This window comes from Solwaraspora sp. WMMD791 (assembly GCF_029581195.1).
GTDB lineage: Bacteria > Actinomycetota > Actinomycetes > Mycobacteriales > Micromonosporaceae > Micromonospora_E.
Window position 1 is genome coordinate 5,635,049 of the sequence record NZ_CP120737.1, and the last position, 24,735, is coordinate 5,659,783.

Here is a 24,735-nt window from a genome sequence, read left to right on the forward strand (position 1 = left end):
GCCGCACCGCCGCCGCCGCACGGGTGGGCCGGTGCCGGGGGCGGCCCGGGCCGTGTGATGCTAAACGACGATGACGCAGCCAGCCGAGACCCGCCGTGAACGGGCGGCCCGCCGGGCCGGGGAGTTCCCGCCGCCACCCGAGCCGTTGCCCGTACCGGTGATCGACAGCCACACCCACCTGGACCTGACCGTCGCCGAGCCGTCGGCGCCCGGCCGGGCGGCCGGCGACCCGGTGGCGGCGCTGCTCGCGCAGGCGGCGGCGGTCGGGGTCGACCGGCTGGTCCAGGTCGGAGTGGACCTCGACTCGTCGCGGTGGGGCGCCGACCTGGCCGCGCGGGTGCCGGCGGTGGTCGCCACGGTGGCGCTGCACCCCAACGAGGCGCCCCGGCTGGCCGACCTGGACGAGGCGCTGCGCGCCATCGAGTCGCTGGCCGCCGTCGACGCGGTACGCGGTGTCGGGGAGACCGGGCTGGACCACTTCCGGACCGGGCCGGACGGCCGGGCGGCGCAACAGGCAAGCTTCCGGGCGCACATCGCGATCGCCAAGCGGTACGGCAAGCCACTGGTGATCCACGACCGGGACGCCCACGCCGACGTGCTGCGGGTGCTGGACGCCGAGGGTGCCCCGGAGACCGTCGTCATGCACTGTTTCTCCGGCGACGCGGAGTTCGCCGCCGAGTGCGTCCGGCGCGGTTTCGTGCTGAGCTTCGCCGGTACGGTGACCTTCGGCAACGCCGCCGGCCTGCGGGCGGCGGCCGCGGTGACCCCGGTGGACCAGCTGCTGGTGGAGACCGACGCCCCGTACCTGACGCCGGTGCCGCACCGGGGCCGGCCCAACGCCTCCTACCTGGTGCCCCACACGGTCCGGACGTTGGCCGAGGTGACGGGCACCGGGCTCGACGAGCTGTGCGCGGCGATCTCGGCCACCGGTGACCGGGTCTTCGGGCCGTGGGCGGGCCGGTGACCGAGCTGCTCGGCCCGGCGCAGATCCGGGATCTCGCCGGACGGCTGTCGGTGGCACCGACGAAGCGGCTCGGGCAGAACTTCCTGCACGACCCGAACACGGTACGGCGGATCGTGGCCGCCGCCGACCTGTCGCCGGGCGCGGTGGTGCTGGAGGTCGGCCCGGGGCTCGGCTCGTTGACCCTGGGTCTGCTCGACCAGGTGGCGCACCTGCACGCGGTGGAGATCGATCCGGTGCTGGCCGGCGCACTGGGGCAGACCGTCGCCGACTGCGGCGGTGACCTGGCCCGGTTGACCGTGCACACCGCCGACGCGCTGCGGATCACCGCCGCCGATCTCGGTGCGCCGGCACCGACCGCGCTGGTGGCGAACCTGCCGTACAACGTGGCCGTGCCAGTGGTGCTGCACCTGCTCGCCGAGCTGCCGAGCCTGGCGCACGGGCTGGTGATGGTGCAGAAGGAGGTCGCTGACCGGCTGGTCGCCGGTCCGGGCTCGCGCACGTACGGCGTACCGTCGGTGAAGCTGGCCTGGTACGCGGCCGCCCGCCACGCCGGCCGGGTCCCGCCGAGCGTGTTCTGGCCGGTGCCCAACGTCGACTCCGGGTTGGTGGCGTTCAGCCGCCGGCAGCCGCCGTCACCGCCACCGGGGCTTACGTCGGAGCAGTTCCGGCGGCGGGTGTTCACCGTGGTCGACGCGGCGTTCGCGCAGCGGCGCAAGACGCTGCGGGCGGCGCTGGCCGGTTGGGCGCAGGGTGCGGACCGGGCGGCGCAGGTGCTGACGGCGGCCGGGGTGGCACCGGGTGCGCGGGGTGAGGCGCTGGGTGTGGCGCAGTTCGCCGCGATCGCCGCAGCGGCGCCGCTGGCCGCTCCGGTGGCCGAGTAGGCTGGCGGCCGTGATCGTGACGAGAGCTCCGCGTGCCGCCCGCGTCAGCGGGGGATTCCCCCGGTGACCGAGGCGTGGCGGCCGGGCGACGACGACGAGCGTTCCCGGCGCGGTGCCCGCGCTTCCGTGAAGGTACGGGTGCCGGCCAAGATCAACCTCAGGTTGGCGGTCGGCCCGCTGCGCCCGGACGGCTACCACGAGATCAACACGGTCTACCACGCGATCGCGCTCTACGACGAACTGACCGCCCGCCGGGCCGACACGCTGATCCTGACCATGGACGGCGAAGGCACCGGCGAGCTGGCGTTGGACGACTCCAACCTGGTGCTGCGGGCCGCCCGCGCGCTGGCCGCGCACGCCCGGGTGCCGGCCCATGCCCGGCTGCACCTGCGTAAGCAGATCCCGCTCGCGGGTGGCCTGGCCGGCGGCAGCGCGGACGCCGCCGCCGCGCTGGTCGCCTGTGACGAACTCTGGGGGATCGGGCTGTCCCGCGACGAGCTGGCCGGGCTGGCCGCCGGGCTCGGCTCGGACGTGCCGTTCCTGCTGCACGGCGGCACCGCGTTGGGCACCGGGCGGGGCGAGGCGGTCAGCCCGGTGCTGGCCCGCCCCACCACCTGGCACTGGGTCGTCGCGGTCGCCGACGGCGGCCTGTCCACCCCGCAGGTCTACGCCGAGCTGGACCGGCTGCGGGCGGTCGGTGCCGCTCCGGCGCCGGTCGGCCCCGCCGACGACCTGCTGGCCGCGTTGCGCCAGCGGGATCCGCACGTGTTGGCCGGTGCCCTCGGCAACGACCTGCAGCCGGCCGCGGTGTCGCTGCGCCCGGCGTTGACCCGGGTGCTGGAGACCGGGGTGGCCGCCGGCGCGCTCGCCGGCCTGGTCTCCGGTTCCGGCCCGACCTGCGTGTTCCTCGCCGCGGACGGTGCCGACGCGCAGACCGTTGCGGACGCGCTGACCGACGCCGGGGTCTGCCGTACGGTGCATCTGGTGCACGGTGCCGTCGCCGGGGCCAGGCTGGTCTGATGGCGAACATCGTCAATCTGGACCGGGTCGGCAAGGGCTACGGTGCGGTCGGTCAACTGCTCACCGACGTCTCCCTCGGCCTGAACGACAGCGACCGGATCGGGGTGGTCGGCCTCAACGGTGCCGGCAAGTCGACGCTGCTGCGGCTGCTGACCAAGGCCGAGGAGCCCGACTCCGGGCGGGTCACCCACCGGCGGGACCTGCGGGTCGCCGCGTTGCCGCAGACGTTGACGCTGGACGCCACGGCGACCGTCCGGGACGTGGTGCTCGGCACCGCCTGGCTGCCCGAGGGGTTCGGCGCGGAGCACGAGTGGGCCGGCGACGCCGGGGTGCGGACCGTCCTGGACGGTCTCGGCATGGGTCACCTCGGCCTGGACCAGCCGGTGGGGCCGATGTCCGGCGGCGAGCGGCGCCGGATCGCCCTGGCCGCGCTGCTGATCCGCCCGGCCGAACTGCTGATCCTCGACGAGCCGACCAACCACCTGGACGTCGCCGGAGTGGCCTGGCTCGCCGCGTACCTGGTGCAGCGACGGCGGGGCGCGCTGGTGGTGGTCACCCACGACCGGTGGTTCCTCGACGAGGTCTGCACCGACACCTGGGAGGTCGCCGACCAGACGGTCCGGGCCTACGAGGGCGGGTTCGCCGCCTGGACGCTGGCCCGCGCCGAACGCGAGCGGGTGGCGGCGGCCACCGAGGCCCGCCGGCAGAACCTGCTGCGCAAGGAGATCGCCTGGTTGCGGCGCGGACCGCCGGCGCGTACGTCGAAGCCACGGTTCCGCATCGAGGCGGCCAACGCGTTGATCGCCGACGTGCCGCCGCCCCGGGACACCGTCTCGCTGCACCGGCTGGCCACCGCCCGGCTCGGCAAGCAGGTCTACGAACTCGACGACGTCACCGCGTACGCCGGGGACAAGCTGATCCTCGACGGCCTGACCTGGCGGATCGGCCCGGGGGACCGGATCGCGATCGTCGGCGCCAACGGCGCCGGCAAGACCACGCTGCTGCGGCTGCTGGCCGGGGTGCGGACCCCGCAGCAGGGCCAGCTGGTCACCGGCGCGACCGTCCGCCCGGCGTTCCTGTCCCAGGAGCTGGCCGAACTGCCCGGCGAGCTGCGGGTGCTGGAGGCGGTGGAGGAGGTCGCCCGCCGGGTGGTCTTCGGTGACCGGGAGCTGGCCGCCACCCAGTTCGCCGAGATGTTCGGCTTCACCGACCGGCGGCTCTGGACGCCGGTGGGGGACCTGTCCGGTGGCGAACGCCGCCGACTGCAGTTGCTGCGGCTGCTGGCCGCCGAGCCGAACGTGCTGCTGTTCGACGAGCCCACCAACGACCTGGACACCGACACCCTGGCCGCGTTGGAGGACCTGCTGGACTCGTGGCCGGGGACGCTGATCGTGGCCAGCCACGACCGCTACCTGATCGAGCGGGTCACCGACGAGGTGTACGGCATGTTCGGTGACGGTCGCCTGGTGCACCTGCCGGGCGGGGTGGACGAGTACCTGGCGCGGGCGGGCAGCGGCGGCCCGGCCACCGGGCCGGCCACGTCGGGCCCCGGTTCGTCCGGGTCGACCGCGCCGGACGGTGGGCCGACGTCGGCGGGCGCTGGCAGCGCCGGTGCCGCCGGCGGGCGCAGCGCGGGGGACCTGCGGGCGGCCCGCAAGGAGCTGGCCCGGCTGGAACGTCAGGTCGGCAAACTGGAGCAGCAGGAAGCGGCGCTGCACGAGGAGCTGGCCCGGCACGCCACCGACTTCAGCCGCCTCTCCGAGCTCGACACCCGGTTGCGTCAGGTGCAGGCCGAACGCAGCCGGGTCGAGGAGGAGTGGCTGGCGCTCGCCGAGCAGGTGAGCTAGGCCGCGCCGGGCAGGGCCACCCTTCGTGGCCGCTGACCCATGAGCGACAATCGTCGGCGACCACCCCCCGTCCGGCGTTGGAGACAGACCCCATGGCGCACACCCCCGTGAACCACCCGGCCCGGCCGATCTACCGGGCGATCGGCGCGCTCACCGGCCTCTATCTGGCGATCTTCGGAGTCGTCGGGCTGATCGTCACGGCCGGCGACGCGCCGTTCGCCCAGGACGACACGCGGGTGCTCGGTCAGGGCGCGAACTTCGGATTCGCCGTGGTGTCGGTGCTGCTGGGTGTGGTGGTGCTCGCCGGGGTCGGGATCGGCCGCAACGTCGACACGGCGATCAACAAGATCCTGGCGTACGGCCTGATGGCGCTGAGCCTGGCCGAGCTGGCGGTGCTGCGGACCGACGCCAACTTCCTCAACTTCACGGTCAGCACCTGCGTCGTCGTCATGATCGTCGGGCTGGTCCTGCTGATGGCGGGGATGTACGGCAAGGTCGGCACCGAGGACGAAGCCAAGGCCTGGCAGGACGGCCGTCTGCTGCTCTGAGGCGTCCTCCTCGCGCAGGGCCGGCACAGCCGTCGCGCGGCGCTGCGCCGTTCGCCTGCGGGCGGCCCGACCAGCGGGGGACAATCCGCTGCGGAGGTGCCCGCGCGCCGGTCGCGTGGGCCACGGCCAGCGACAGGAGCGGCAGCCATGGCGCACATCCCGGTCAACCATCCGCTGCGCCCGGTCTACCGGACGATCGCCGGGCTGACCGGGTTGTACGTCCTGATCTTCGGCATCGCCGGAGTGCTCGCCACCTGGGGTGACCCGCTGTTCGCCCGGGACGACGTGTGGGTGCTCGGGCTGCGGACCAACCTGGCGTTCTCGCTGTCGTCGGTCGCCTACGGCGGTCTGATCCTGATCGGTGCGCTCATTGGCGGTCAGGCCGGGCACTACGCCAACCTGACCATCGCGGTGGTCTTCATGGTGACCGGGTTGTTGATGCTCGGCCTACTGCGGACCAGCGCCAACTTCCTCAACTTCTCGATGTCCACGGTCATCGTGTCGTTGCTCTTCGGCATGGTCTTCCTGGCCACCGGGCTGTACGACAAGGTCGGCCCGGTCGAATCCGCCGGTTCCGACGACGAACAGCAGCGCCACCCGCAGCGGGCCGGTCGCTGACCGGCGGCGGATCTCAGCGGGTCCGGCGGCGGGTCAGCAGGGTGGGTCGGGCCTCCAGGTGGGACAGCCCGTTCCAGGCCAGGTTGACCAGGTGCGCGGCGACCGTCTCCTTACGCGGCTTGCGGACCTCCAGCCACCAGCGGCCGGTGAGTGCCACCATCCCGACCAGGGCCTGGGAGTAGAGCTCGGCGAGTTTCGGGTCGTACCCGCGGCTTTTGAACTCGGCACCGAGGATGTGCTCCACCTGGTGCGCGACGTCGTTCATCACGCTGGAGAAGTTGCCGGCGGCCGACAGCAGCGGCGACTCGCGGACCAGCACCCGGAAGCCGTTGGTCTCGGTCTCGATGTAGTCGAGTAACGCCAGCGCGGCCTGCTCCAGCAGCTCCCGCGGATGTCCGGCGGTGAGCGCGGTGGTGATCCGGTCCAGCAGCGCCCGGACCTCCCGGTCGACGACGACCGCGTACAGGCCTTCCTTACCGCCGAAGTGCTCGTAGACGACCGGTTTGGAGACCTTCGCCCGGGACGCGACCTCTTCGATCGAGGTGGCGTCGAAGCCCCGCTCGGCGAACAGTTGCCGGCCGATGGTGATCAGCTGTTCCCGGCGCTGTGCGGCTGACATGCGGACCCGGGAACTCGGCTTGGCCGGCACCGCCGGTGGTGGCGGCGGTGCCGGCGACGCGGTTGTCCGTGGCCGCGCGACGTCACCATTGGTGATTGGGTTGTCAGTCACTCGGCCCATCCTGCCAGTGCCGGGCTACCGGGCGGGTGCCCGGCACTGTCCCGGGTCAGACCTCGGTGACGGCCTTGATGCGCTTTGCGGCGATGCGTTCCGGCTTGGGCCAGCGGACGTTCGACGCGGCGCCGCTCTTCTCCAGCAGCCAGATGACCCGGGCGGAGATGTCGATCTGACCGCGCAGGACGCCGTGGCGGGCGCAGGTCGGGTCGGCGTGGTGCAGGTTGTGCCAGCTCTCGCCGAACGAGAGGATCGCCAGCGGCCAGAAGTTCGACGCCCTGTCGCCCTGGCGGACCTCGAACGGGCGCTCGCCGTAGACGTGGCAGACCGAGTTGATCGACCAGGTGATGTGGTGCAGCAGCGCGACCCGGACCAGGCCGGCCCAGAAGAACGCGGTCAGCGCTCCCTGCCAGGACCAGGTCACCAGGCCACCGATCGCCGCCGGGGCGAGCATGGTGAACACGACCAGCGCCGGGAAGAACTGGTCGATGCGGCGGATGTCCTTGTCGGCGAGCAGGTCGGGGGTGAAGCGCTCCTGGTTGGTCAGGTCGCGGTGGAACAGCCAGCCGACGTGGGCGTAGAGCAGGCCCTTGGTCAGTCCCCAGACGCTGGTGCCGAAGCGCCACGGCGAGTGCGGGTCGCCCTCGATGTCGCTGTAGGCGTGGTGCCGGCGGTGGTCGGCGACCCACTGGATGATGTTGCCCTCGATGGCCAGCGACCCGGCGAGCGCCAGCGCGATCCGCAGCCACCGCTTCGCCTTGAACGACCCGTGGGTGAAGTAGCGGTGGAAGCCGACCGTGATGCCGAGTCCGGCGACCACGTAGAAGACCCCACCGATGATCACGTCGGACCAGCCGAGCCAGCCGCCCCAGGCGACCGGGACGGCGGCCAGGACCGCCAGGAACGGGATGACCACGAAGGCCCCGAGGGCGATCAGTACGCCGAGCGACTGCTTGCCGACGGTCAGCGGCTTCGGGGCGGGTCCGGGGGTGGTCTGTGGCGGCTCGAGTAGGGCAGTGGACATGGCACCTCGCAGCGGTGACGGGTTCAACCGCTTACGCCGGTACGTGCGAAAGCCGGTGCGGCGGCCAGCGGTGAAGATCGGAAACTTACGCCTACGTCACCGTAACCTACGGAGCCGTAGTTTTCTACGGTTGATTCGTTCCGCCACCCACCCGGGTCACGGCCGTGCGCCGGGACCGGCCCGGCACGATAAGCTGTGCCCGTAGCACGATCGGCCGTGGTGTAATTGGCAACACCTCGGGTTTTGGTCCCGATATTCTAGGTTCGAGTCCTAGCGGCCGAGCTTCCCACGACATCGCCCCCGCCGCAGCGGTGACAGATGTCGTGCCAGGTCAAGCCAGATCGCCGCCGCCCTGACGGGAGCATCCTCGTGGTCCAGCCCCGGTCCCGTACCGTGGTCGTCCTCGCCGCCGGCGAGGGCAAACGGATGAAGTCAGACCTGCCCAAGGTGCTGCACCCGCTGCTCGGCCGGACGCTGGTCGGGCACGTGCTGGCCGCCGCCTCGGCGGCCGGTGCCGAGCAGACCCTGGTCGTGGTCGGGCACCGCGCCGAGCAGGTCACCGCGCACCTGTCGGAGATCGCCCCGGCGGCGGTGCCGGTCCTGCAGGCCGAGCAGCACGGCACCGGACACGCCGTCCGGCTGGCGATGGCGGCCGCGCCGGAGGCCACCGGCACCGTCGTGGTGCTCAACGGCGACGTGCCACTGCTGCGCCCGGAGACCGTGGCCGAGCTGATCGCCGCGCACGAGTCGGCCGGCGCGGCGGCGACCGTGCTGACCGCCGAGGTCGCCGACCCGACCGGGCTCGGCCGGATCGTCCGGGACGCCGTCGGCGGCCTGGAGCGCATCGTCGAGGAGCGCGACGCCAGCACCGAGCAGCGCCGGATCCGCGAGATCAACGCCGGCATCTACGCCTTCGACGCGGTCCGGCTGCGCGACGCGTTGGGCAAGCTGACCACCGACAACGACCAGGGCGAGGAGTACCTCACCGACGCCGTCGGCCTGCTCGCCGCCGCCGGAGCCCCGGTCGGCGTCCACGTCGCCGCCGACGTCACCGAGACGCTGGGCTGCAACGACCGGGTCGAGCTGGCCCGACTGCGCCGGTTGCTCGCCGACCGGGTCAACGAGGGCTGGATGCGGGCCGGGGTGAGCATCCTGGACCCGGCGACCACCTGGATCGACGTGACCGTCGACGTCGGGCGCGACGCGGTGATCGACCAGAACACCCAGCTGCGCGGGGCCACCACGGTCGGCGCCGGCGCGACCGTCGGGCCGGACGTCACCCTGGTCGACACCAGCGTCGGCCCGGCCGCCACCGTGCTGCGCTCGCACGCCGTACGGGCCCGGGTCGGTGCCGGCGCCAGCGTCGGGCCGTACGCCTACCTACGCCCGGACGCCGAGCTGGCCGAGCGGGCCAAGGTCGGTACCTTCGTCGAGGTGAAGAACTCGCAGCTGGGTGCCGGGGCGAAGGTGCCGCACCTGAGCTACGTCGGCGACGCCACGATCGGTGCGCGGGCCAACATCGGCGCGGCCACGATCTTCGTCAACTACGACGGGGTGCGCAAGAGCCGGACGACCGTCGGGGAGGCCGCCTTCGTCGGCTGCGACAGCAGCCTGATCGCGCCGGTGGAGATCGGTGCCGGCGCGTACGTCGGCGCGGGCAGCGCGGTGACCAAGGACGTCCCGCCGGGTGCGCTGGCGGTGACCCGGGCGTCGCAGCGGGTGGTCGAGGGCTGGGTGCAGTCCCGCCGGGCCGGCACCCCGGCGGCGGAAGCGGCCCGCCGGGCCGCCGCCGACGGTGAGGCGGCCCACCATCGCGATGCCAGCGGCACCGATCCGGGAGATACTGCGACTGACTAGTCCAGCGGCGCCTGACCCACCAGGTCGGCGACCGCCATCACCCGGACGGGAGCAGACATCTCGATGGGCAGCATCGTCGCCGAGAACCGCAAGAGCCTCATGCTTTTCTCCGGCCGGGGGTTTCCCGAGCTGGCCCAGGAGATCGGCGAGGTGCTCGGCGTGGCGCCCACTCCGGCCGACTCGTACGAGTTCTCCAACGGTGAGATCTTCGTCCGGTTCAAGGAGTCGGTACGTGGTTCGGATGCGTTCGTCGTCCAGTCGGTCACCCACGGGGTGAACCGCTGGGTGATGGAGACGCTGATCATGGTCGACGCGCTCAAGCGCGGCTCGGCCAAGCGGATCACCGTGGTGCTGCCGTTCTACCCGTACGCCCGCCAGGACAAGAAGCACCGGGGCCGGGAGCCGATCTCCGCCCGGCTGATCGCCGACCTGCTGCGTACCGCCGGGGCTAACCGGATCCTCACCGTCGATCTGCACACCGCACAGATCCAGGGCTTCTTCGACGGCCCGGTGGACCACCTCTTCGCGATGGACATCCTGGCCGGCTACGTCGAGGAGCGCTTCGCCGGCCGGCCGATGACGGTGGTCGCCCCGGACTCCGGGCGGGTACGGGTCGCCGAGCGCTGGACCGACCGGCTCGGCGGCTGCCCGCTCGCCTTCATCCACAAGACCCGGGATCCGCTCAAGCCCAACCAGGTGGTCGCCAACCGGGTGGTCGGCGACGTGGAGGGTCGGGTCTGCCTGATCGTCGACGACATGATCGACACCGGCGGCACGATCACCAAGGCCGCCGAGATCCTCTACGAGGCCGGTGCCTCGGACATCGCGGTCGCGGCGACCCACGCGCTGCTGTCCGACCCGGCCACCGAGCGGTTGAAGAACAGCCGGATCAGCGAGGTCGTGGTGACCAACACGCTGCCGCTGCCGGCCGAGAAGCAGCTCGACAAGCTCACCGTGCTGTCGATCGCACCGCTGCTGGCCCGGGCGATCCGCGAGGTGTTCGACGACGGATCGGTGACCACCCTGTTCGGCGGGCTGAGCTGACCTCCACGCCCGAGCGGGAGCCTCCTGCGTCTACCCGGGGACTGCCTGAAGCTGTTCACCAGCCTCGGGTAGACTAGTGCGGTTGCCACGGCGAGGGTGCCCTGCGGGCCGCTGCTGACCAAGCGCTGCCGCACGGAAGCACCGTGATCGACGCGGTGCTCCGGGCACTGCCCATTGGACGAGCGCCCCGCGTGCCCCTTCGCCCGGCACCGCTGACATCGCATCCGACTCCCCGGAGCCGGATCAGGTTCCCCCGCACGCACTGCCAAACTCCAGGAGTACTCCCGTGTCCGAGGTAAAGATCAGCGCCGAGCCCCGTACCGAGTTCGGTAAGGGTGGTGCCCGCCGTACCCGCCGGGCCGGCAAGGTGCCCGCCGTGCTGTACGGCCACGGCGAGAAGCCCAAGCACATCGCGTTGCCCGCCCGTGAGTTCGCCGCCGCGATCCGTCACGGTGGCGCCAACCAGCTGTTCGCCATCGACATCACCGACGGCACCCAGGCGTTGGCGTTGACCAAGGCCATCCAGCGTGACCCGATCAAGGACACCTTCGAGCACGTCGACCTGCTGCTGGTCCGTCGCGGCGAGAAGGTCACCGTGGACGTGCCGGTCCAGCTCGTCGGCGAGCCGGCGAAGAACACCCTGGTGATGCACGAGCACGACACCCTGTCGGTGAGCGCCGACGCGACCCGGCTGCCGGAGTCGCTGGAAGCCTCGATCGAGGGCCTGGAGGCCGGCTCGCACGTCACCGCCGGCGACGTCACCCTGCCGCAGGGCGTGGAGCTGACCGTCGACCCGGAGACGGTGCTGGTCGTGGTCTCCGCCGCGCCGACCGCCGAGCAGCTCGACGCCGAGGCCGGCGTGGTGGCCGAGGAGCCGGCGGCCGAGGAAGGTGCCGAGGAGGGTGCCCCCGAGCAGCCGACCGAGGCGGCGGCCGAGCAGCCCGTACAGGCCTGACCAGCCGTTCAGCGATCCGGGCGTCCCGCTGCTGGCCCTGCCAGCGCGGCGACGCCTTGATCCGTTTCGGGAGGTGTGGTGGAGACGGCACCCTGGCTGGTGGTCGGGCTGGGCAACCCCGGCAAGGAGTACGCCCGCAACCGGCACAACGTCGGTTTCATGGTCGCGGACCTGCTCGCCGGCCGGCTGGGCGTGCGGCTGGGCCGGCACCGGCGGGCGGCGGCCGAGACCGGTGAGGGTCGGCTCGGCCTCGGCGGGCCGAAGCTGGTGCTGGCGAAGCCGCTGACGTACATGAACCTCTCCGGGGCGCCGGTGGCGTCGCTGGCCCAGTTCTACAAGGTACCGGTCGATCAGATCGTGGCGGTTCACGACGAGCTCGACATCGACTACGGTCGGCTGCGAGCGAAACAGGGCGGCGGCGAGGGCGGCCACAACGGGCTGCGCTCCATGTCCCGGTCGCTGGGCAGCAAGGAGTACCTGCGGGTCAGGTTCGGTATCGGGCGTCCGCCCGGCCGGCAGGACCCCGCCGACTACGTATTGTCGGATTTCTCGACAACTGAACGCAAGGAACTCGAATTTCTCGTCGATCGGGCCGCTGACCTGGTGGAAGCGGTGGTCGTCCGGGGTCTCGAGTGGGCCCAGAACACGTACCACAGCACGTGAACGAAAACCGTGGCGTTACATCTGGGCGGTTGGATCGTGAACCGGGCAGGACCCTGTCCGTGGACTGCGGGGGGAGAGCCCGGCGTCGCCGGGTAGGCAGGAGAGGAGCCAGATGAGCACGCCACCGGTAACCGACGCCGCGTTCGCCCGATGGCTCGCCGGGCGCGCCGGCGAGTCGCTGCTACAGGTCCGCCAGGAGCTGGGGTATGCCGACCCGGCCGCTCTCAAGGCGGCCGGTGACAAGATCTCGCACGACCTGCTCCGCACCGAGCTGGCCCGCTGGCGGCCGGCGGACGCGGTGCTGTCGGAGGAGGACGACGGTTCCCGTCAGGCCCTGTCGGCGGAGGATTCCGCCGACGCCGGCCCGTCGCGGCTGACCGCCGACCGGGTCTGGATCATCGATCCGCTCGACGGTACCCGGGAGTTCTCCGAGGAGGGTCGCGCCGACTGGGCGGTGCACGTGGCGCTCTGGTCCCGCAACGGGTCCACCCCGCACCGGCTGGTCGCCGGAGCGGTGGGGCTGCCGGCCCAGCACCGCACGATCAGCACCGAGCATCCGCCGCCGTACCCGCCGATGCCGGCCCCCGGTGCCGGTGGCGGCGCGATCCGGCTGGCCGCCAGCCGTAGCCGCCCGCCGGCGTTCGTCACGGCGCTCGCCGCCGACCTGGACGCCGAGCTGGTGCCGATGGGGTCGGCCGGGGCCAAGATCGCTGCGGTGATCGCCGGTGACGCCGACGCCTATGTGCACGCCGGCGGCCAGTACGAATGGGATTCGGCTGCCCCTGTCGCCGTGGCTACCGCCACCGGCCTGCACGCCTCGCGGATCGACGGATCCCCGTTGCGGTACAACGAGGCCAACCCGCGACTGCCGGATCTGGTGGTCTGTCGACGAGATCTTGCCAGCAAACTGCTCGCAGCGTTGCGGCAGCATCTGCAGGTATCCTGACCTCTGATCTCCAGCTTGCCAACCGGAAAGGTCTGGTATTCGGATGACCAAGCTTCGGACCGCCCGCCACGACCGGAGGTGGCTGTGATGAGTGGCGCCACCGCGTACCGTGTCTCCCACCTCGACGCGCTGGAGTCGGAGAGCATCTTCGTCATGCGCGAGGTCGTCGCCGAGCTGGAGCGCCCGGTGCTGCTCTTCTCCGGCGGCAAGGATTCGATCGTGATGCTGCGCCTGGCGCAGAAGGCGTTCGCTCCGGCCCGGATCCCGTTCCCGGTGATGCATGTCGACACCGGGCACAACTTCCAGGAGGTGCTCGACTACCGGGACCGCCGGGTCGACGAGCTCGGCCTGCAGTTGGTCGTGGCCAGCGTGCCGGAGGCGCTCGAGTCCGGCCTGGTGCACGAGTCGCCCGACGGGATGCGTAACCGCATCCAGACCCCGGTGCTGCTGGCTGCGGTCGAGAAGTACCGGTTCGACGCCCTGTTCGGTGGGGCCCGCCGGGACGAGGAGAAGGCCCGGGCCAAGGAGCGGGTCTTCTCGTTCCGCGACGAGTTCGGCCAGTGGGACCCGAAGAACCAGCGGCCGGAGCTGTGGTCGCTGTACAACGGCCGGCACCACCCGGGTGAGTCGATCCGGGTCTTCCCGCTGTCGAACTGGACCGAGCTGGACGTGTGGCACTACATCGCCCGCGAGCAGATCGAGCTGCCGTCGATCTACTTCGCCCACGAGCGCGAGGTGATCGAACGCGACGGCATGCTGTACGCCGTCAACGAGTTCATCCAGCCCCGTTCCGGCGAGACCCCGTTCATCGAACAGGTCCGCTACCGTACGGTGGGTGACGCCTCCTGCACGGCGGCGGTGCGCTCCCCGGCGGACACCGTCGACAAGGTGATCGACGAGGTCGCCGCCACCCGGATCACCGAGCGCGGGGCGACCCGTGGCGACGACCGGGTCAGTGAGGCCGCCATGGAGGACCGCAAGCGGGAGGGCTACTTCTGATGACGGTGACGGCTGACGCCCCCACCACCCGGGCCATGGACCTGCTGCGGTTCGCCACCGCCGGCAGCGTCGACGACGGCAAGTCGACCCTGATCGGCCGGCTGCTCTACGACACCAAGTCGCTCTTCACCGACCAGCTGGAAGCGGTCGAGGCGGTCAGCGCGGCCCGGGGTGACGAGTACACCAACCTGGCGCTGCTGACCGACGGCCTGCGGGCCGAGCGGGAGCAGGGCATCACGATCGACGTCGCCTACCGCTACTTCGCCACCCCCCGGCGCAAGTTCATCATCGCCGACACCCCGGGGCACATCCAGTACACCCGCAACATGGTCACCGGTGCCTCCACGGCGGATCTGGCGTTGATCCTGGTCGACGCCCGTAAGGGTCTGGTCGAGCAGTCCCGCCGGCACGCGTTCCTCTGCTCGCTGCTGCGGGTGCCGCACCTGGTGCTCTGCGTCAACAAGATGGACCTGGTCGACTGGGACCAGTCGGTGTTCGAGGCGATCGCCGACGAGTTCACCACGTTCGCCGCCAAGCTGGAGGCGCCGGACCTGTCGGTCATTCCGATCTCCGCGCTGCACGGCGACAACATCGCCACCCGGTCGGAGAAGACCCCCTGGTACGAAGGCCCGTCGCTGCTGCACCACCTGGAGCACGTGCACATCGCCTCGGACCGTAACCTGGTCGACGTCCGGTTCCCGGTGCAGTACGTGATCCGGCCACAGTCGACGGTCGTCACCGACTACCGGGGCTACGCCGGGCAGGTCGCCTCCGGGGTGCTCAAGCCGGGCGACGAGATCATGGTGCTGCCGTCCGGGTTGACCAGCACCATCGCCAGCATCGAGACCGCCGACGGACCGGTCGACGAGGCGTTCCCGCCGATGTCGGTCACCGTACGCCTCACCGACGAGCTGGACATCTCCCGTGGCGACCTGATCTGCCGGCCGCACAACGCGCCCACCCCGGCCCAGGACATCGAGGCGATGATCTGCTGGATGGACGAGTCACGGCCGTTGCAGGTCGGTGCGAAGTACGCGATCAAGCACACCACCCGCAGCGCCCGCGCCGTGGTCCGTGGCGTGCAGTACCGGCTGGACGTCAACAGCCTGCACCGTGACGAGACGGCCAGCCAGCTCGGCCTCAACGACATCGGCCGGGTCAAGTTCCGCACCACGGTGCCGCTGCTGACCGACGAGTACCGGCGCAACCGCACCACCGGCGGGTTCATCCTGGTCGACGAGTCGACCAACCGGACCGCCGCCGCCGGCATGATCATCGAAGCCGGCTGACCAGGGCAACCCGGTCGGGTTCCGTCCGTGCTGCACGACGGGACCCGACCGGCTGCGCTCACCAGCGCCCGTAGACCGGTGCGCGGCCGCCGGCCAGCGCGCTGAGCACCGCCACGATGTCGGCGCTGCGCCGGTCCAGCAGCATCGTCGGCACCATCAACCGGGCTCCCGGCGGGACCGCCGGATGCGGGGTCTGAGCGTCGATGCAGATCAGATCCTCACACCAGGTACGCCGGACCAGCACCGCCGACACCGCGTCCCACGGCAACCAGACCGGGTTCACCCGGAAACTGCCGTTGGCCACCCACACCCCGGTCCGGTCGGCGGCCAGCACCGGCCCCCGGCCGGTGAACCGCCCGTGCCACAGCGCCACCGTCGCCGCCAGCACCGCGCCGAGCAGCAGCACCGGTACGCCGACCAGCGCGGCGGTGAACACCCGGCCCACCTGTGCCTCCCGGGCGACCAGGTAACCGACCCCGCCGAGCAGCCCGCCGGCCAGCAGCCAGCCGACGCCGGCCAGCGCGCCAGCGGTGGCCAGGAACCTCGACCCGTCGATCCGGACCAGGAACGGGGCGTCCCCGGACAGCCGGTCGGTCAACTGCTGCACCACGGGGCAACCTCCACCGTCGCCGGTCTACTGTGTTGCGGCGAGGTTAGTGGATCCGTTCGGCTCCGGCACAGGGCAGGGCGGTGAAGCTGACCGGTGTGGCGAAACCGTTGTCGGCGTACGCCGCCGCGACGGCGGCCGCCACCGTCCCGGCGGCGTCGGCATCGACCAGCGCCAACACACAGCCGCCGAACCCGCCGCCGGTCATCCGGGCCCCGTACGCCCCGGCGGCCAGCGCCGCGGTCACCGCGACGTCCACCTCCGGCACGGTGATCTCGAAGTCGTCGCGCATCGAGGCGTGCGAGGCGGTCAGCAGCGGCCCGATCTCGCGGACCTGCCCGGAGTGCAGCAGCGCGACGGTGTCGCGGACCCGCTGGTTCTCGGTGACCACGTGGCGCACCCGCCGACGGGTGGTGTCGTCGGGCAGCCGGTCCAGCGCCGCCGGCAGGGCGTCGACGCCGACGTCGCGCAACGCCGGTACGCCGAGCACCGTCGCGGCCTGCTCGCAGGCGGCCCGCCGGGCGGCGTACTCGCCGGAGACGTGCCGGTGCGGGGCCTGGGTGTCGACGACCAGCACCGCCAGCCCGGCGGCGGCCAGGTCGAACGGGATCTGGTCCACCTCGAGGGAACGGCAGTCCAGGAACAGGGCGTGCCCGGCCCGGCAGCGGATCGACGCCGACTGGTCCATGATCCCGCAGGGCACCCCGGCGTAGACGTTCTCCGCCCGCTGGGCGAGCGCCGGCCGCTGGTCGACCGGCAGCCGGTCGGTGCCGACGCCGCCGAGGTCGGCCAGGGCGGTCAGCACCGCCGCTTCCAGCGCGGCCGACGAGGACAGGCCGGCACCCAGCGGTACGTCGGAGGCGATCGCCAGTCGGGCGGCCGGTACGGCGTACCCGGCCTCGCGCAACGCCCAGACGACCCCGGCGACGTAGCCGCCCCAGCCGTCGACCGCGCCGGGCCGGTCCGCGTCGGCGGCACTGATCACGATCTGCTCGTCGGACTGCTCCGACCAGACCGTCCAGCCCTGGTCCGCCTGCTCTGCCGGCTCGGCCTGCTCCGCCGGGCTCGCCGCGACGACGGTGCGGTGCGGCAGGGCGAACGGCAGCACGAAGCCGTCGTTGTAGTCGGTGTGTTCGCCGATCAGGTTGACCCGGCCCGGGGCGGCCCAGACCCCGGCCGGGGGGCCGCCGTACCGCCGAATGAAGCCGTCGGTGGCGCGGCGGGCGACCGACGTGCCGGCCGTGACCGGTGTCTGCGGCGCGACCGGCCCGCCGGGCAGCCCGGTCACGACCGCACCTGCCGGTACGGCAGGAACGCCCAGGCGTCGGCGACCATCTCGGCCAGCGTGGGTTTCTGCGGCCGCCAGCCGAGTTCGTCGTGTGCCCGGGTCGACGAGGCGACCAGGGTGGCCGGGTCGCCGGGGCGACGCGGGGACATCTCCACCGGCACCGGGTGGCCGGTGACCTGTCGGACGACCTCGACGACCTCGCGGTTGGAGAAGCCGCTGCCGTTGCCCAGGTTGTAGATGCGGTGTTCGCCTCCGACGGCGGCGTCGAGGGCGAGCAGGTGGGCGCGGGCGAGGTCCTCGACGTGGATGTAGTCGCGGACGCAGGTGCCGTCCGGGGTCGGGTAGTCGTCGCCGAACAGCTGCAGCTTGTCGCGGCGGCCGGCGGCGACCTCCAGGGCGATCGGGATCAGGTGGGTCTCCGGTTCGTGGCGTTCGCCCAGCGCGGTGCCGTCGGGGCGCAGGCAGGCACCGGCGACGTTGAAGTAGCGCAGTGACGTCGCGGCGAGCCCGTGCGCGGTGGCCTCGCTGGTCAGCGCCATGTCGACGGCGAGTTTCGTCGCACCGTACGGGTTGGTCGGGGCCTTGGTGGCGGACTCGGTGATCGGGATCTCGCTGGGGTTGCCGTAGACGGCGGCGGTGGAGGAGAAGACGAACCGCGACACCCCGGCGGCCCGGACGGCGTCGATCAGCGCCAGTGAACCGACGGTGTTGTTGCGCCAGTACCACTCGGGGTGGACCACCGACTCGCCGGCGGCGATCAGCGCGGCGAAGTGCAGCACGCCGTCGAAGCCGGCGTCCGGGGTGAGCACGGTCGCGACGTCGTGCACGTCGGCCTCGACGAACGTCGCCTCGGGGGCGAGCGCCACCCGGTGCCCGGTACGCAGGTCGTCGAGCACCGTCACCTCGTGCCCGGCGTCGATCAGCAGCCGGGTCACCACGCTGCCGATGTAGCCGGCACCGCCGGTTACCAGGAGTTTCACAATCGGTCCCTTCCCGCCAGGCCGTCCGCCCGGTATTCCATCACATTCAGCCACGATCCAACAGAGTCGAACATGCCGACACCGGCGGCATCCTGCCACGGACGGCGACACCCCGTCCCTGCCGAGCCGGGCGAACCACGTACCACTGATGCTGTCAGAATTGTCGACATGTCCGAGCTCGCCTCCCGCCCCCGGGTGCTCTCCGGTATCCAGCCGACCGCCGACTCGTTCCACCTCGGCAACTACCTCGGCGCGGTCCGCAACTGGGTGGCGATGCAGGACACCCACGACGCCTTCTACTGCGTCGTCGACCTGCACGCGATCACCGCCGGCCACGACCCGGCCGTGCTGCGCCAGCGGACCCGGGTGGCCGCCGCCCAGCTGCTCGCCGCCGGCCTGGACCCGGACCGCTGCACCCTGTTCGTCCAGTCCCACGTGCCGCAGCACGCCCAGCTCGGCTGGGTGATGGGCTGCATCACCGGGTTCGGCGAGGCGAACCGGATGACCCAGTTCAAGGACAAGTCCGCCAAGCAGGGTGCCGAACGGGCCAGCGTCGGGCTGTTCACCTACCCGGTCCTGCAGGCCGCCGACATCCTGCTCTACCAGGCCGACGCGGTCCCGGTCGGCGAGGACCAGCGCCAGCACCTGGAGCTGACCCGGGACCTCGCGCAGCGGTTCAACTCGCTGTTCGGCGCGACCTTCACCGTACCGGCGGCGTACATCGTCAAGGACACCGCCAAGATTCTCGACCTGCAGGAACCCACCGCCAAGATGTCCAAGTCGTCGTCCTCGCCGGCCGGCATCATCGACCTGCTGGAAGATCCGGCGCGCTCGGCGAAGAAGATCCGCTCGGCGGTCACCGACACCGGCCGGGAGATCCTCTACGATCCGGAGAACAAGCCCGGGATCAGCAACCTGCTGACCATCTACGCCGCGCTCACCGGCCGTACGCTCGACGAGCTGACCGCCGCGTACCAGGGCCGCGGCTACGGGGACCTGAAGAAGGACCTGGCGGAGGTGGTGGTGGAGTTCGTCGCACCGATCCAGCAGCGCACCCGCGGCTACCTTGACGACCCGGCCCAGCTGGACAAGCTGCTCGCCGTCGGCGCGGAGAAGGCCCGGACGGTCGCCGCCGGGACCCTCGCCACCGTGTACGACCGGGTCGGTTTCCTGCAACCGACGGGGAACCCCTGAACGTGACGGCGATCGGTGCGCCGCCGGCGCCGGGGCAGCTGCGGATCGGGGTCGCGATCGACATCCCGCAGCCCTGGGGTGAGCTGCTCACCCGGCGGCGGGCCGAGGCCGGGGATCCGGCGGCCGAGTACGTGCCCGCGCACATCACTCTGCTCGGCCCGACCGACATCGTCGAACACCAGCTCGCGCAGGTCGAGGCGCATCTGTCGGCGGTGGCGGCGGCTCATCCGCCGTACCCGTTGCATCTGCGCGGCACCGGCACCTTCCGGCCGATCACCGACGTCGTCTTCGTGGCCGTCGCCGCCGGGATCAGCGAATGCGAACTGCTCGCCGCCGAGATCGGCTCGGTCGACGAACTGACCCGCAACAGCCCGTTCCCGTACCACCCGCACGTCACCGTCGCACAGAACGTGCCAGCCGACGCGCTGGACAAGGTCTACGACGACCTCGCCGGGTTCGAGGCGCAGTTCGACGTCGACGGGTTCACCCTCTTCTCGCACAGCGGCGAAGGCCGCTGGCAGCCGCGCCGCGACTTCGCCCTCGGCGGCTGACCGTGCCTGGCGGCCGACTGCGCCGCCACGGGCCGGTCGACCGTGCCTGGCGGCCGACCGCGCCGCGATAGGCCAGGATGACGGCGTGAACCTCATCGAGCGGGCCGAGGCCGCCGCCACCCGTGGCATCGACCGGGTCCGGGCCCGGTCCGCGCGCGTCGACCACCTGTGGCGGGCCGGCGAACGGTACAACGAGGTGCTCGCCGGGCGGCTGGCGGCGGCCATCGCCTACTACGGCTTCTTTGCCGTCTTCGCCCTCGGCCTGGTCGCCTACTGGGCGTTCGGCGCGGTGGTGGAGGGCAACGCCGAGGTATCCGCGGCGGTGGCCGACTTCCTGCTGCAGAACCTGCCGTTTCTCGACCTGGCGCAGATCCAGCAGAACAGTGGCCGGGTCGGGGTCGTCGGCCTGGTGCTGCTCGGGCTGACCGGCATCGGCTGGGTCGAGGCGATCCGTTCGTCGCAGCGGCTGATCCACCGCCTCGACCAGCAGCCGGGCTACATCGGCGTACGGCAGGTGGTCGACCTGGTCGTGCTGGTCGGGGTGTTCCTGCTGCTCGGTGTCTCGGTCGGGGCGATCGACGCGCTGCGCTCGTTGCTGCGCTGGATGCTCGGTGAGCACTCGGTCGCCACCACCGTCTCCAGCGCGCTGCTCGCCATCGTGATCAACATGGTGCTGGCCGCCGCGCTGCTGGTCGTGGTGCCGCGACTGCGGTTGGCACCCCGGCGGCTGGTGGCCCCGATCATCGGGGTGGCGCTGGGCATCACCGTGCTCAACACGGTGGGCCGGTTCTACGTGGTCCGCTTCGAGCGCAATCCCGCGTACACGGTGGTGGCCGGCGCCGTCGGTCTGTTGATCTACCTCTACCTGCTGAACCAGCTGCTGCTGTTCGGCGCGGCGCTCGCCGCGACCAGCCGGCACGGCCGGGTCGTCGACGCCGCCGCCCCGGCGGTCGCGCCAAAAGTGGTAAATAACGTAAAAGCCATCGGCGGTACGCGGCGGGCCACGATGATCGGTCGCGTGGGTGCACTAGTCACGCTGGAACTGCCGGACGACTCGCCGGCACACACGATGCCGTGGATCATCACGTTCGGCCCGCTGGGCGAGCAGGACGGTGACTGGGAGCCGGTGGTGTGCGGGCCGTACGAGCGGGCACACGCCCTCGCGCTGGCCGAGACCGTGGTGGCCGACGAGGAGCTGATGGCGGTCGTCGAACCGCTGCTGACCCTGGTCACCGTGGAGGAGATCCGGGCCGAGATCGCCGCCACCCAGGCCGCCGGTCAGGAGGAGGCCGCCGAGTACGACGACCTCGAGGACCTGGTCGGTGGTGCCGACGACGAGCCGGAGGAACGGCACGTGGAGCCCTCACCGCCGCCGTCACCCGAGGAGGTACGGGCCGGCATGGCCCGCATCGCCGGCATCCTGACCACCCTGAACTGATCCGCGGCGACCGTGCTGCGGCCAGCTGCGCGGTGCCGTACCCGTGCCGGGCCCGGACATGGTGATGCCCCGGGGCCGTTTCCGGCCCCGGGGCATCGTCACCACCTTCGCCCCCCACCACAAGGGGTTCCACTGCCCGGTCGCCCGGCGGCGATACCAGCTCGACGAACGACCAGGTTCTACTCGATGCTTACCCGGCTCCCGGTGCGCTAAACCATGGTCAGCGCGGGGCGAACCAGGCGGCGGCATCGATCGGCAGTACCGGCACCCCGTCCGGCCCGGTCGACACCGGTGCGCTGGCGAGCAGCACCGTGCCGTACCCGGGGACCGCGACCGGCGCGCCGCTGAGGTTGACCACGCAGACCAGCCCGGCCGCACCACCGTCGGATCCGGCGTCGTCGGACCTGGTGTCACCATCGCGCTGGAACGCCAGCACGCCCGGCCCGGCCTCCAGCCAGGTCAACCCGGTGCCGTCACCGGCCGGGGCGTCCCGCAGCGCCGGATGCTCGGCCCGGATGGCGAGGGCCCGCCGGTACAGCTCCAATGTCGAGTCCGGGTCGCCGGCCTGGGCCTGCGCGGTCAGCGGCGCCCAGCCGGCCGGGGCCGGCAGCCACGACGCGGTCGAGCCGGCCGGCCCGAAGCCGTACGGCGGGGCGTCGCCACTCCACGGCAGCGGCACCCGGCAGCCGTCGCGGCTGCGCCCGGTACGGCTGAACGCCGGGTCCTGCCGCAGGTGGTCGGGCAGGTCGAGGACCTCCGGCAGGCCCAGCTCCTCACCCTGGTACAGGTAGGTGCTGCCGGGCAGGGCGAACATCAGCAGCGCGGCGGCGCGGGCCCGGCGCAGCCCGACCTCGCCGTCGCCGTACCGGGTGACGTGCCGCTGCTTGTCGTGGTTGGACAGCACCCAGGTGGTCGGCGCGCCGACGATCGACGCCTCGGCGAGCGCGGTGTCGATCACCTTGTGGAACGAGTCGGCCGACCAGGTGGCGTCGAGGAAGTCGAAGTTGAAGGCCTGGTGCAGCTCGTCCGGGCCGATGTAGCGGGCCAGCCGCTGCGGGGTCTCCGCCCACGCCTCGGCGACCGCCATCCGCCCGCCCGGGTAGCTGTCCAGGATCGGCCGCCACGCGCGGTAGATGTCGTGCACCTCGTCCTGGTCGAAGTACGGCAGCCGGCCCTTGCCGAGCAGTTCGATCTGCCGGCGGCCGGTGGTGGCCGAGGTCCAGCCGATGTCCGGCAGCCCGTCGGCCTTGATCATCCCGTGGGCGACGTCGATGCGGAACCCGTCGACGCCCCGGTCCAGCCAGAACCGCAGGATCTGCTCGAACTCGGCCCGGACCTCGGGGTGCCGCCAGTTCAGGTCCGGCTGCGCCGGGTCGAACAGGTGCAGGTACCACTGGCCGTCGGGCAGCCGGGTCCAGGCCGGCCCGCCGAAGATCGACTCCCAGTCGTTCGGCGGCTCCGCGCCGTCGGCGCCGCGGCCGTCGCGGAACATGTACCGGTCGCGCTCCGCCGATCCGGGCGCGGCGGCGAGCGCCGCGACAAACCACGGGTGTACGTCGGACGTGTGGTTCGGCACGATGTCGACGATGATCCGCAGGCCGAGCGCGTGCGCGTCGGTGATCATCTCGTCGAAGTCGGTGAGGTCGCCGAACATCGGGTCGACCTGGCGGTAGTCGGCGACGTCGTAGCCGCCATCGACCATCGGGGAGCGGTAGAACGGGGTGAGCCAGAGCGCGTCGACGCCGAGCTCCCGCAGGTACGGCAGGCGGCTACGGATGCCCTGCAGGTCACCGATGCCGTCGCCGTCGGAGTCGGCGAAGCTGCGTACGTACACCTGGTAGACGGCGGCGGTCCGCCACCAGTCGTCGCTGGCGGTGCGCGGGTTGGCCTGGGCAGGATCGATCGTCACGGGGTCCCCGTCCTGTCGGTGTGCGTGCTGGCCTCGCCGTTGAGTCAGCGTGGAGCGGAGCAGTGCTGGGCTCGCTATCGAGTCAGCGTGCTGCGGGTGCTGGGCTCGCTATCGAGGATGCCTGCCCGCTCCTGCAAGAGTCAAGCAACCCTTGCGCAAGGAAGCCTGCCCTGAAGCTCACCCGCTCATCCCGCCCCGTCTCACCCCGTCCACCCCTCCATGATCACGACGATCTTGCACTTATCGTGAGACAAAGTGGACATATCCTCGCGATAACTGCAAGATCGTCGGGGATCATGGGGGCTGGGTCAGGGGGTGGCTGCTACAGCTGCGGCGGCGAGGTGGGTGACCTGCGGGGCGATGCCGGTGGAGCCACGGGAGACCAGCTCGGGGCGGAACACGTACTCCGAGTTGGGGGCGGCGTGCCCGTTGATCTCGTCGACCAGGGCGCGGACCGCCGCCACCGCCATCGCGATCACCGGCTGGCGCAGCGTGGTCAACGGCGGATCGGTGAACGCCATCAGCGGCGAGTCGTCGTAGCCGACCACCGACACGTCACCGGGCACCGACAGGCCACGCTGCCGGGCGGCCCGGATCGCCCCGAGCGCCATCAGATCGGATCCGCAGGTGATCCCGGTGACGCCCTTGTCCAGCAACCGGTTCGCGGCTGCCTTCCCACCCTCCACACCGAACAGTGAGAGGGAGATCAGCTCGTCGATCTCGGCGTCGGAGGCACCGACCAGCCGGCGCATCGCCGCCCGGAACCCGGCCAGTTTGCGCTGCACCGGCAGGAACCGGTCCGGCCCGCTGATCAGCCCGATCCGCCGGTGGCCGAGGGCTACCAGATGTTCCACGGCCAGCTCGCCGGCTTCCCGGTCGTCGCAGGAGACGAAGGGGGCCTCGATGCCCTCGGCGTACCCGTTGATCAGCACGATCGGCAGCGGCCGGGCGATCAGTTTGCGGTAGCGCTCGTGGTCGGCGGCGGTGTCGGCGTGCAGGCCGGAGACGAAGACGATGCCGGCGACCTGGCGGTCCAACAGCATCTCCACGTACTCGTCCTCGGTGACCCCGCCGGGGGTCTGGGTGCAGAGCACCGGGGTGTAGCCGGACTGGGCGAGGGCGGACTCGATGGTCTGAGCGAACGCCGGGAAGATCGGGTTGTCCAGCTCCGGCACGACGAGGCCGACCAGGCCGGCGCTGCGTTTGCGCAGCCGGGCAGGGCGTTCGTAGCCGAGCACGTCGAGCGCGGTCAGCACCGCCTGGCGGGTTTCGGCTGCCACTCCGGGGCGGTCGTTGAGCACCCGGGACACCGTGGCCTCGCTGACGTCGGCCTGGCGGGCGATGTCGGACAGTCGTGCGCGCATGGCGTTCACGGTAGCG

General features: G+C 71.8%; 23 protein-coding genes, 1 tRNA gene and 1 pseudogene. 18 read left to right on the forward strand and 7 right to left on the reverse strand.

Annotated elements, in window-relative coordinates; all coding sequences use genetic code 11:
• Window positions 1-70: 70 nt before the first annotated feature.
• The 6 genes from O7623_RS25290 to O7623_RS25315 all read left to right on the forward strand — a co-directional run bounded on the left by O7623_RS25290 (window position 71) and on the right by O7623_RS25315 (window position 5,878).
• Window positions 71-964 (forward strand): TatD family hydrolase, encoded by an 894-nt coding sequence (locus tag O7623_RS25290; protein ID WP_282225468.1) that lies wholly within the window; start codon window positions 71-73, stop codon window positions 962-964.
• Window positions 961-1,845, forward strand: coding sequence for a 16S rRNA (adenine(1518)-N(6)/adenine(1519)-N(6))-dimethyltransferase RsmA (gene rsmA, locus O7623_RS25295; RefSeq protein ID WP_282225469.1), 885 nt, complete (start codon window positions 961-963; stop codon window positions 1,843-1,845). Before O7623_RS25290 ends, rsmA begins: the two co-directional genes overlap by 4 nt.
• 63 nt (window positions 1,846-1,908) lie before the next feature.
• Window positions 1,909-2,865: a 4-(cytidine 5'-diphospho)-2-C-methyl-D-erythritol kinase gene (locus O7623_RS25300; protein ID WP_282225470.1), complete on the forward strand. Its 957-nt coding sequence runs from the start codon at window positions 1,909-1,911 to the stop codon at window positions 2,863-2,865.
• Entirely contained in the window at window positions 2,865-4,712 is a 1,848-nt protein-coding gene (locus O7623_RS25305; RefSeq protein ID WP_282225471.1) for an ABC-F family ATP-binding cassette domain-containing protein, read from the forward strand. The genes O7623_RS25300 and O7623_RS25305 overlap by 1 nt, the downstream gene beginning before the upstream one ends.
• Window positions 4,713-4,804: 92 nt before the next feature.
• Window positions 4,805-5,260 carry a DUF4383 domain-containing protein gene (locus O7623_RS25310; RefSeq protein WP_282225472.1) on the forward strand — a complete coding sequence of 152 codons (456 nt, stop codon included), beginning with the start codon at window positions 4,805-4,807 and terminating at the stop codon, window positions 5,258-5,260.
• Window positions 5,261-5,407: 147 nt separating this feature from the next.
• Window positions 5,408-5,878: a DUF4383 domain-containing protein gene (locus O7623_RS25315; protein WP_282225473.1), complete on the forward strand. Its 471-nt coding sequence runs from the start codon at window positions 5,408-5,410 to the stop codon at window positions 5,876-5,878.
• Window positions 5,879-5,891: 13 nt separating this feature from the next.
• Here the strand turns inward: O7623_RS25315 and O7623_RS25320 are convergent, their stop codons facing one another.
• Window positions 5,892-6,497 carry a TetR/AcrR family transcriptional regulator gene (locus O7623_RS25320; RefSeq protein ID WP_282229564.1) on the reverse strand — a complete coding sequence of 202 codons (606 nt, stop codon included), beginning with the start codon at window positions 6,495-6,497 and terminating at the stop codon, window positions 5,892-5,894.
• A 166-nt stretch (window positions 6,498-6,663) separates the two neighbouring features.
• Complete coding sequence (locus O7623_RS25325; protein ID WP_282225474.1) at window positions 6,664-7,635, reverse strand: acyl-CoA desaturase; 972 nt, start codon at window positions 7,633-7,635, stop codon at window positions 6,664-6,666.
• A 210-nt stretch (window positions 7,636-7,845) separates the two neighbouring features.
• On the opposite strand from O7623_RS25325, the gene O7623_RS25330 reads away from it, so the two are divergent.
• From O7623_RS25330 to O7623_RS25365, 8 genes are all read left to right on the forward strand, one after another.
• Window positions 7,846-7,917 (forward strand) — tRNA-Gln (locus O7623_RS25330).
• A 36-nt stretch (window positions 7,918-7,953) separates the two neighbouring features.
• The gene (gene glmU, locus O7623_RS25335; protein ID WP_282225475.1) at window positions 7,954-9,492 is read left to right on the forward strand and encodes a bifunctional UDP-N-acetylglucosamine diphosphorylase/glucosamine-1-phosphate N-acetyltransferase GlmU; all 1,539 of its coding nucleotides are present in this window, start codon (window positions 7,954-7,956) and stop codon (window positions 9,490-9,492) included.
• Window positions 9,493-9,555: 63 nt separating this feature from the next.
• Complete coding sequence (locus O7623_RS25340; protein WP_282225476.1) at window positions 9,556-10,536, forward strand: ribose-phosphate diphosphokinase; 981 nt, start codon at window positions 9,556-9,558, stop codon at window positions 10,534-10,536.
• 286 nt (window positions 10,537-10,822) lie between these two features.
• Window positions 10,823-11,491, forward strand: coding sequence for a 50S ribosomal protein L25/general stress protein Ctc (locus O7623_RS25345; protein ID WP_282225477.1), 669 nt, complete (start codon window positions 10,823-10,825; stop codon window positions 11,489-11,491).
• Window positions 11,492-11,566: 75 nt separating this feature from the next.
• Window positions 11,567-12,154, forward strand: a complete 588-nt coding sequence (gene pth / locus O7623_RS25350; RefSeq protein WP_282225478.1) for an aminoacyl-tRNA hydrolase — start codon at window positions 11,567-11,569, stop codon at window positions 12,152-12,154.
• A 112-nt stretch (window positions 12,155-12,266) separates the two neighbouring features.
• Window positions 12,267-13,100, forward strand: coding sequence for a 3'(2'),5'-bisphosphate nucleotidase CysQ (locus O7623_RS25355; protein ID WP_282225479.1), 834 nt, complete (start codon window positions 12,267-12,269; stop codon window positions 13,098-13,100).
• A gap of 87 nt (window positions 13,101-13,187) precedes the next feature.
• Window positions 13,188-14,099 carry a sulfate adenylyltransferase subunit CysD gene (gene cysD / locus O7623_RS25360; RefSeq protein WP_282225480.1) on the forward strand — a complete coding sequence of 304 codons (912 nt, stop codon included), beginning with the start codon at window positions 13,188-13,190 and terminating at the stop codon, window positions 14,097-14,099.
• The gene (locus O7623_RS25365) at window positions 14,099-15,388 is read left to right on the forward strand and encodes a GTP-binding protein (protein WP_282225481.1); all 1,290 of its coding nucleotides are present in this window, start codon (window positions 14,099-14,101) and stop codon (window positions 15,386-15,388) included. Before cysD ends, O7623_RS25365 begins: the two co-directional genes overlap by 1 nt.
• Before the next feature lie 58 nt (window positions 15,389-15,446).
• On the opposite strand, the gene O7623_RS25370 is transcribed toward O7623_RS25365, so the two are convergent.
• From O7623_RS25370 to galE, 3 genes are read right to left on the reverse strand one after another with little or no spacing between them, the layout of a single operon-like run.
• The gene (locus O7623_RS25370) at window positions 15,447-15,998 is read right to left on the reverse strand and encodes a hypothetical protein (RefSeq protein ID WP_282225482.1); all 552 of its coding nucleotides are present in this window, start codon (window positions 15,996-15,998) and stop codon (window positions 15,447-15,449) included.
• A 43-nt stretch (window positions 15,999-16,041) separates the two neighbouring features.
• Window positions 16,042-17,283: a galactokinase gene (galK, locus tag O7623_RS25375; protein WP_282225483.1), complete on the reverse strand. Its 1,242-nt coding sequence runs from the start codon at window positions 17,281-17,283 to the stop codon at window positions 16,042-16,044.
• Window positions 17,280-18,263 carry a UDP-glucose 4-epimerase GalE gene (gene galE, locus O7623_RS25380; RefSeq protein ID WP_282225484.1) on the reverse strand — a complete coding sequence of 328 codons (984 nt, stop codon included), beginning with the start codon at window positions 18,261-18,263 and terminating at the stop codon, window positions 17,280-17,282. Before galE ends, galK begins: the two co-directional genes overlap by 4 nt.
• 168 nt (window positions 18,264-18,431) lie before the next feature.
• On the opposite strand from galE, the gene trpS reads away from it, so the two are divergent.
• The 4 genes and pseudogenes from trpS to O7623_RS25400 all read left to right on the forward strand — a co-directional run bounded on the left by trpS (window position 18,432) and on the right by O7623_RS25400 (window position 21,446).
• On the forward strand, window positions 18,432-19,457 hold the full coding sequence (gene trpS / locus O7623_RS25385) for a tryptophan--tRNA ligase (RefSeq protein WP_282225485.1): 1,026 nt from the start codon (window positions 18,432-18,434) through the stop codon (window positions 19,455-19,457).
• The gene (locus O7623_RS25390; RefSeq protein WP_282229565.1) at window positions 19,454-20,008 is read left to right on the forward strand and encodes a 2'-5' RNA ligase family protein; all 555 of its coding nucleotides are present in this window, start codon (window positions 19,454-19,456) and stop codon (window positions 20,006-20,008) included. Before trpS ends, O7623_RS25390 begins: the two co-directional genes overlap by 4 nt.
• 127 nt (window positions 20,009-20,135) lie before the next feature.
• Window positions 20,136-20,951 (forward strand): annotated as a pseudogene (locus tag O7623_RS25395) (YhjD/YihY/BrkB family envelope integrity protein); the annotation flags it as partial.
• Window positions 20,952-21,026: 75 nt separating this feature from the next.
• Window positions 21,027-21,446: a hypothetical protein gene (locus O7623_RS25400; protein ID WP_282229566.1), complete on the forward strand. Its 420-nt coding sequence runs from the start codon at window positions 21,027-21,029 to the stop codon at window positions 21,444-21,446.
• Between the two features lie 220 nt (window positions 21,447-21,666).
• Here the strand turns inward: O7623_RS25400 and O7623_RS25405 are convergent, their stop codons facing one another.
• Window positions 21,667-23,349, reverse strand: coding sequence for a glycoside hydrolase family 13 protein (locus O7623_RS25405; RefSeq protein WP_282229567.1), 1,683 nt, complete (start codon window positions 23,347-23,349; stop codon window positions 21,667-21,669).
• Window positions 23,350-23,663: 314 nt separating this feature from the next.
• Window positions 23,664-24,719, reverse strand: a complete 1,056-nt coding sequence (locus tag O7623_RS25410) for a LacI family DNA-binding transcriptional regulator (RefSeq protein ID WP_282225486.1) — start codon at window positions 24,717-24,719, stop codon at window positions 23,664-23,666.
• Window positions 24,720-24,735 lie beyond the last annotated feature (16 nt).

Excerpts from the sequence above, each read along its gene's own strand:
- O7623_RS25320 (WP_282229564.1), bottom strand. The coding sequence starts at position 6,497 with ATGTCAGCCGCACAGCGCCGGGAACAGCTGATCACCATCGGCCGGCAA.
- O7623_RS25365 (WP_282225481.1), top strand. The coding sequence starts at position 14,099 with ATGACGGTGACGGCTGACGCCCCCACCACCCGGGCCATGGACCTGCTG.
- O7623_RS25305 (WP_282225471.1), top strand. The coding sequence starts at position 2,865 with ATGGCGAACATCGTCAATCTGGACCGGGTCGGCAAGGGCTACGGTGCG.
- trpS (WP_282225485.1), top strand. The coding sequence starts at position 18,432 with ATGTCCGAGCTCGCCTCCCGCCCCCGGGTGCTCTCCGGTATCCAGCCG.
- glmU (WP_282225475.1), top strand. The coding sequence starts at position 7,954 with ATGTCGTGCCAGGTCAAGCCAGATCGCCGCCGCCCTGACGGGAGCATC.
- O7623_RS25290 (WP_282225468.1), top strand. The coding sequence starts at position 71 with ATGACGCAGCCAGCCGAGACCCGCCGTGAACGGGCGGCCCGCCGGGCC.
- O7623_RS25310 (WP_282225472.1), top strand. The coding sequence starts at position 4,805 with ATGGCGCACACCCCCGTGAACCACCCGGCCCGGCCGATCTACCGGGCG.
- O7623_RS25340 (WP_282225476.1), top strand. The coding sequence starts at position 9,556 with ATGGGCAGCATCGTCGCCGAGAACCGCAAGAGCCTCATGCTTTTCTCC.
- O7623_RS25355 (WP_282225479.1), top strand. The coding sequence starts at position 12,267 with ATGAGCACGCCACCGGTAACCGACGCCGCGTTCGCCCGATGGCTCGCC.
- O7623_RS25315 (WP_282225473.1), top strand. The coding sequence starts at position 5,408 with ATGGCGCACATCCCGGTCAACCATCCGCTGCGCCCGGTCTACCGGACG.
- cysD (WP_282225480.1), top strand. The coding sequence starts at position 13,188 with ATGAGTGGCGCCACCGCGTACCGTGTCTCCCACCTCGACGCGCTGGAG.
- O7623_RS25325 (WP_282225474.1), bottom strand. The coding sequence starts at position 7,635 with ATGTCCACTGCCCTACTCGAGCCGCCACAGACCACCCCCGGACCCGCC.
- O7623_RS25410 (WP_282225486.1), bottom strand. The coding sequence starts at position 24,719 with ATGCGCGCACGACTGTCCGACATCGCCCGCCAGGCCGACGTCAGCGAG.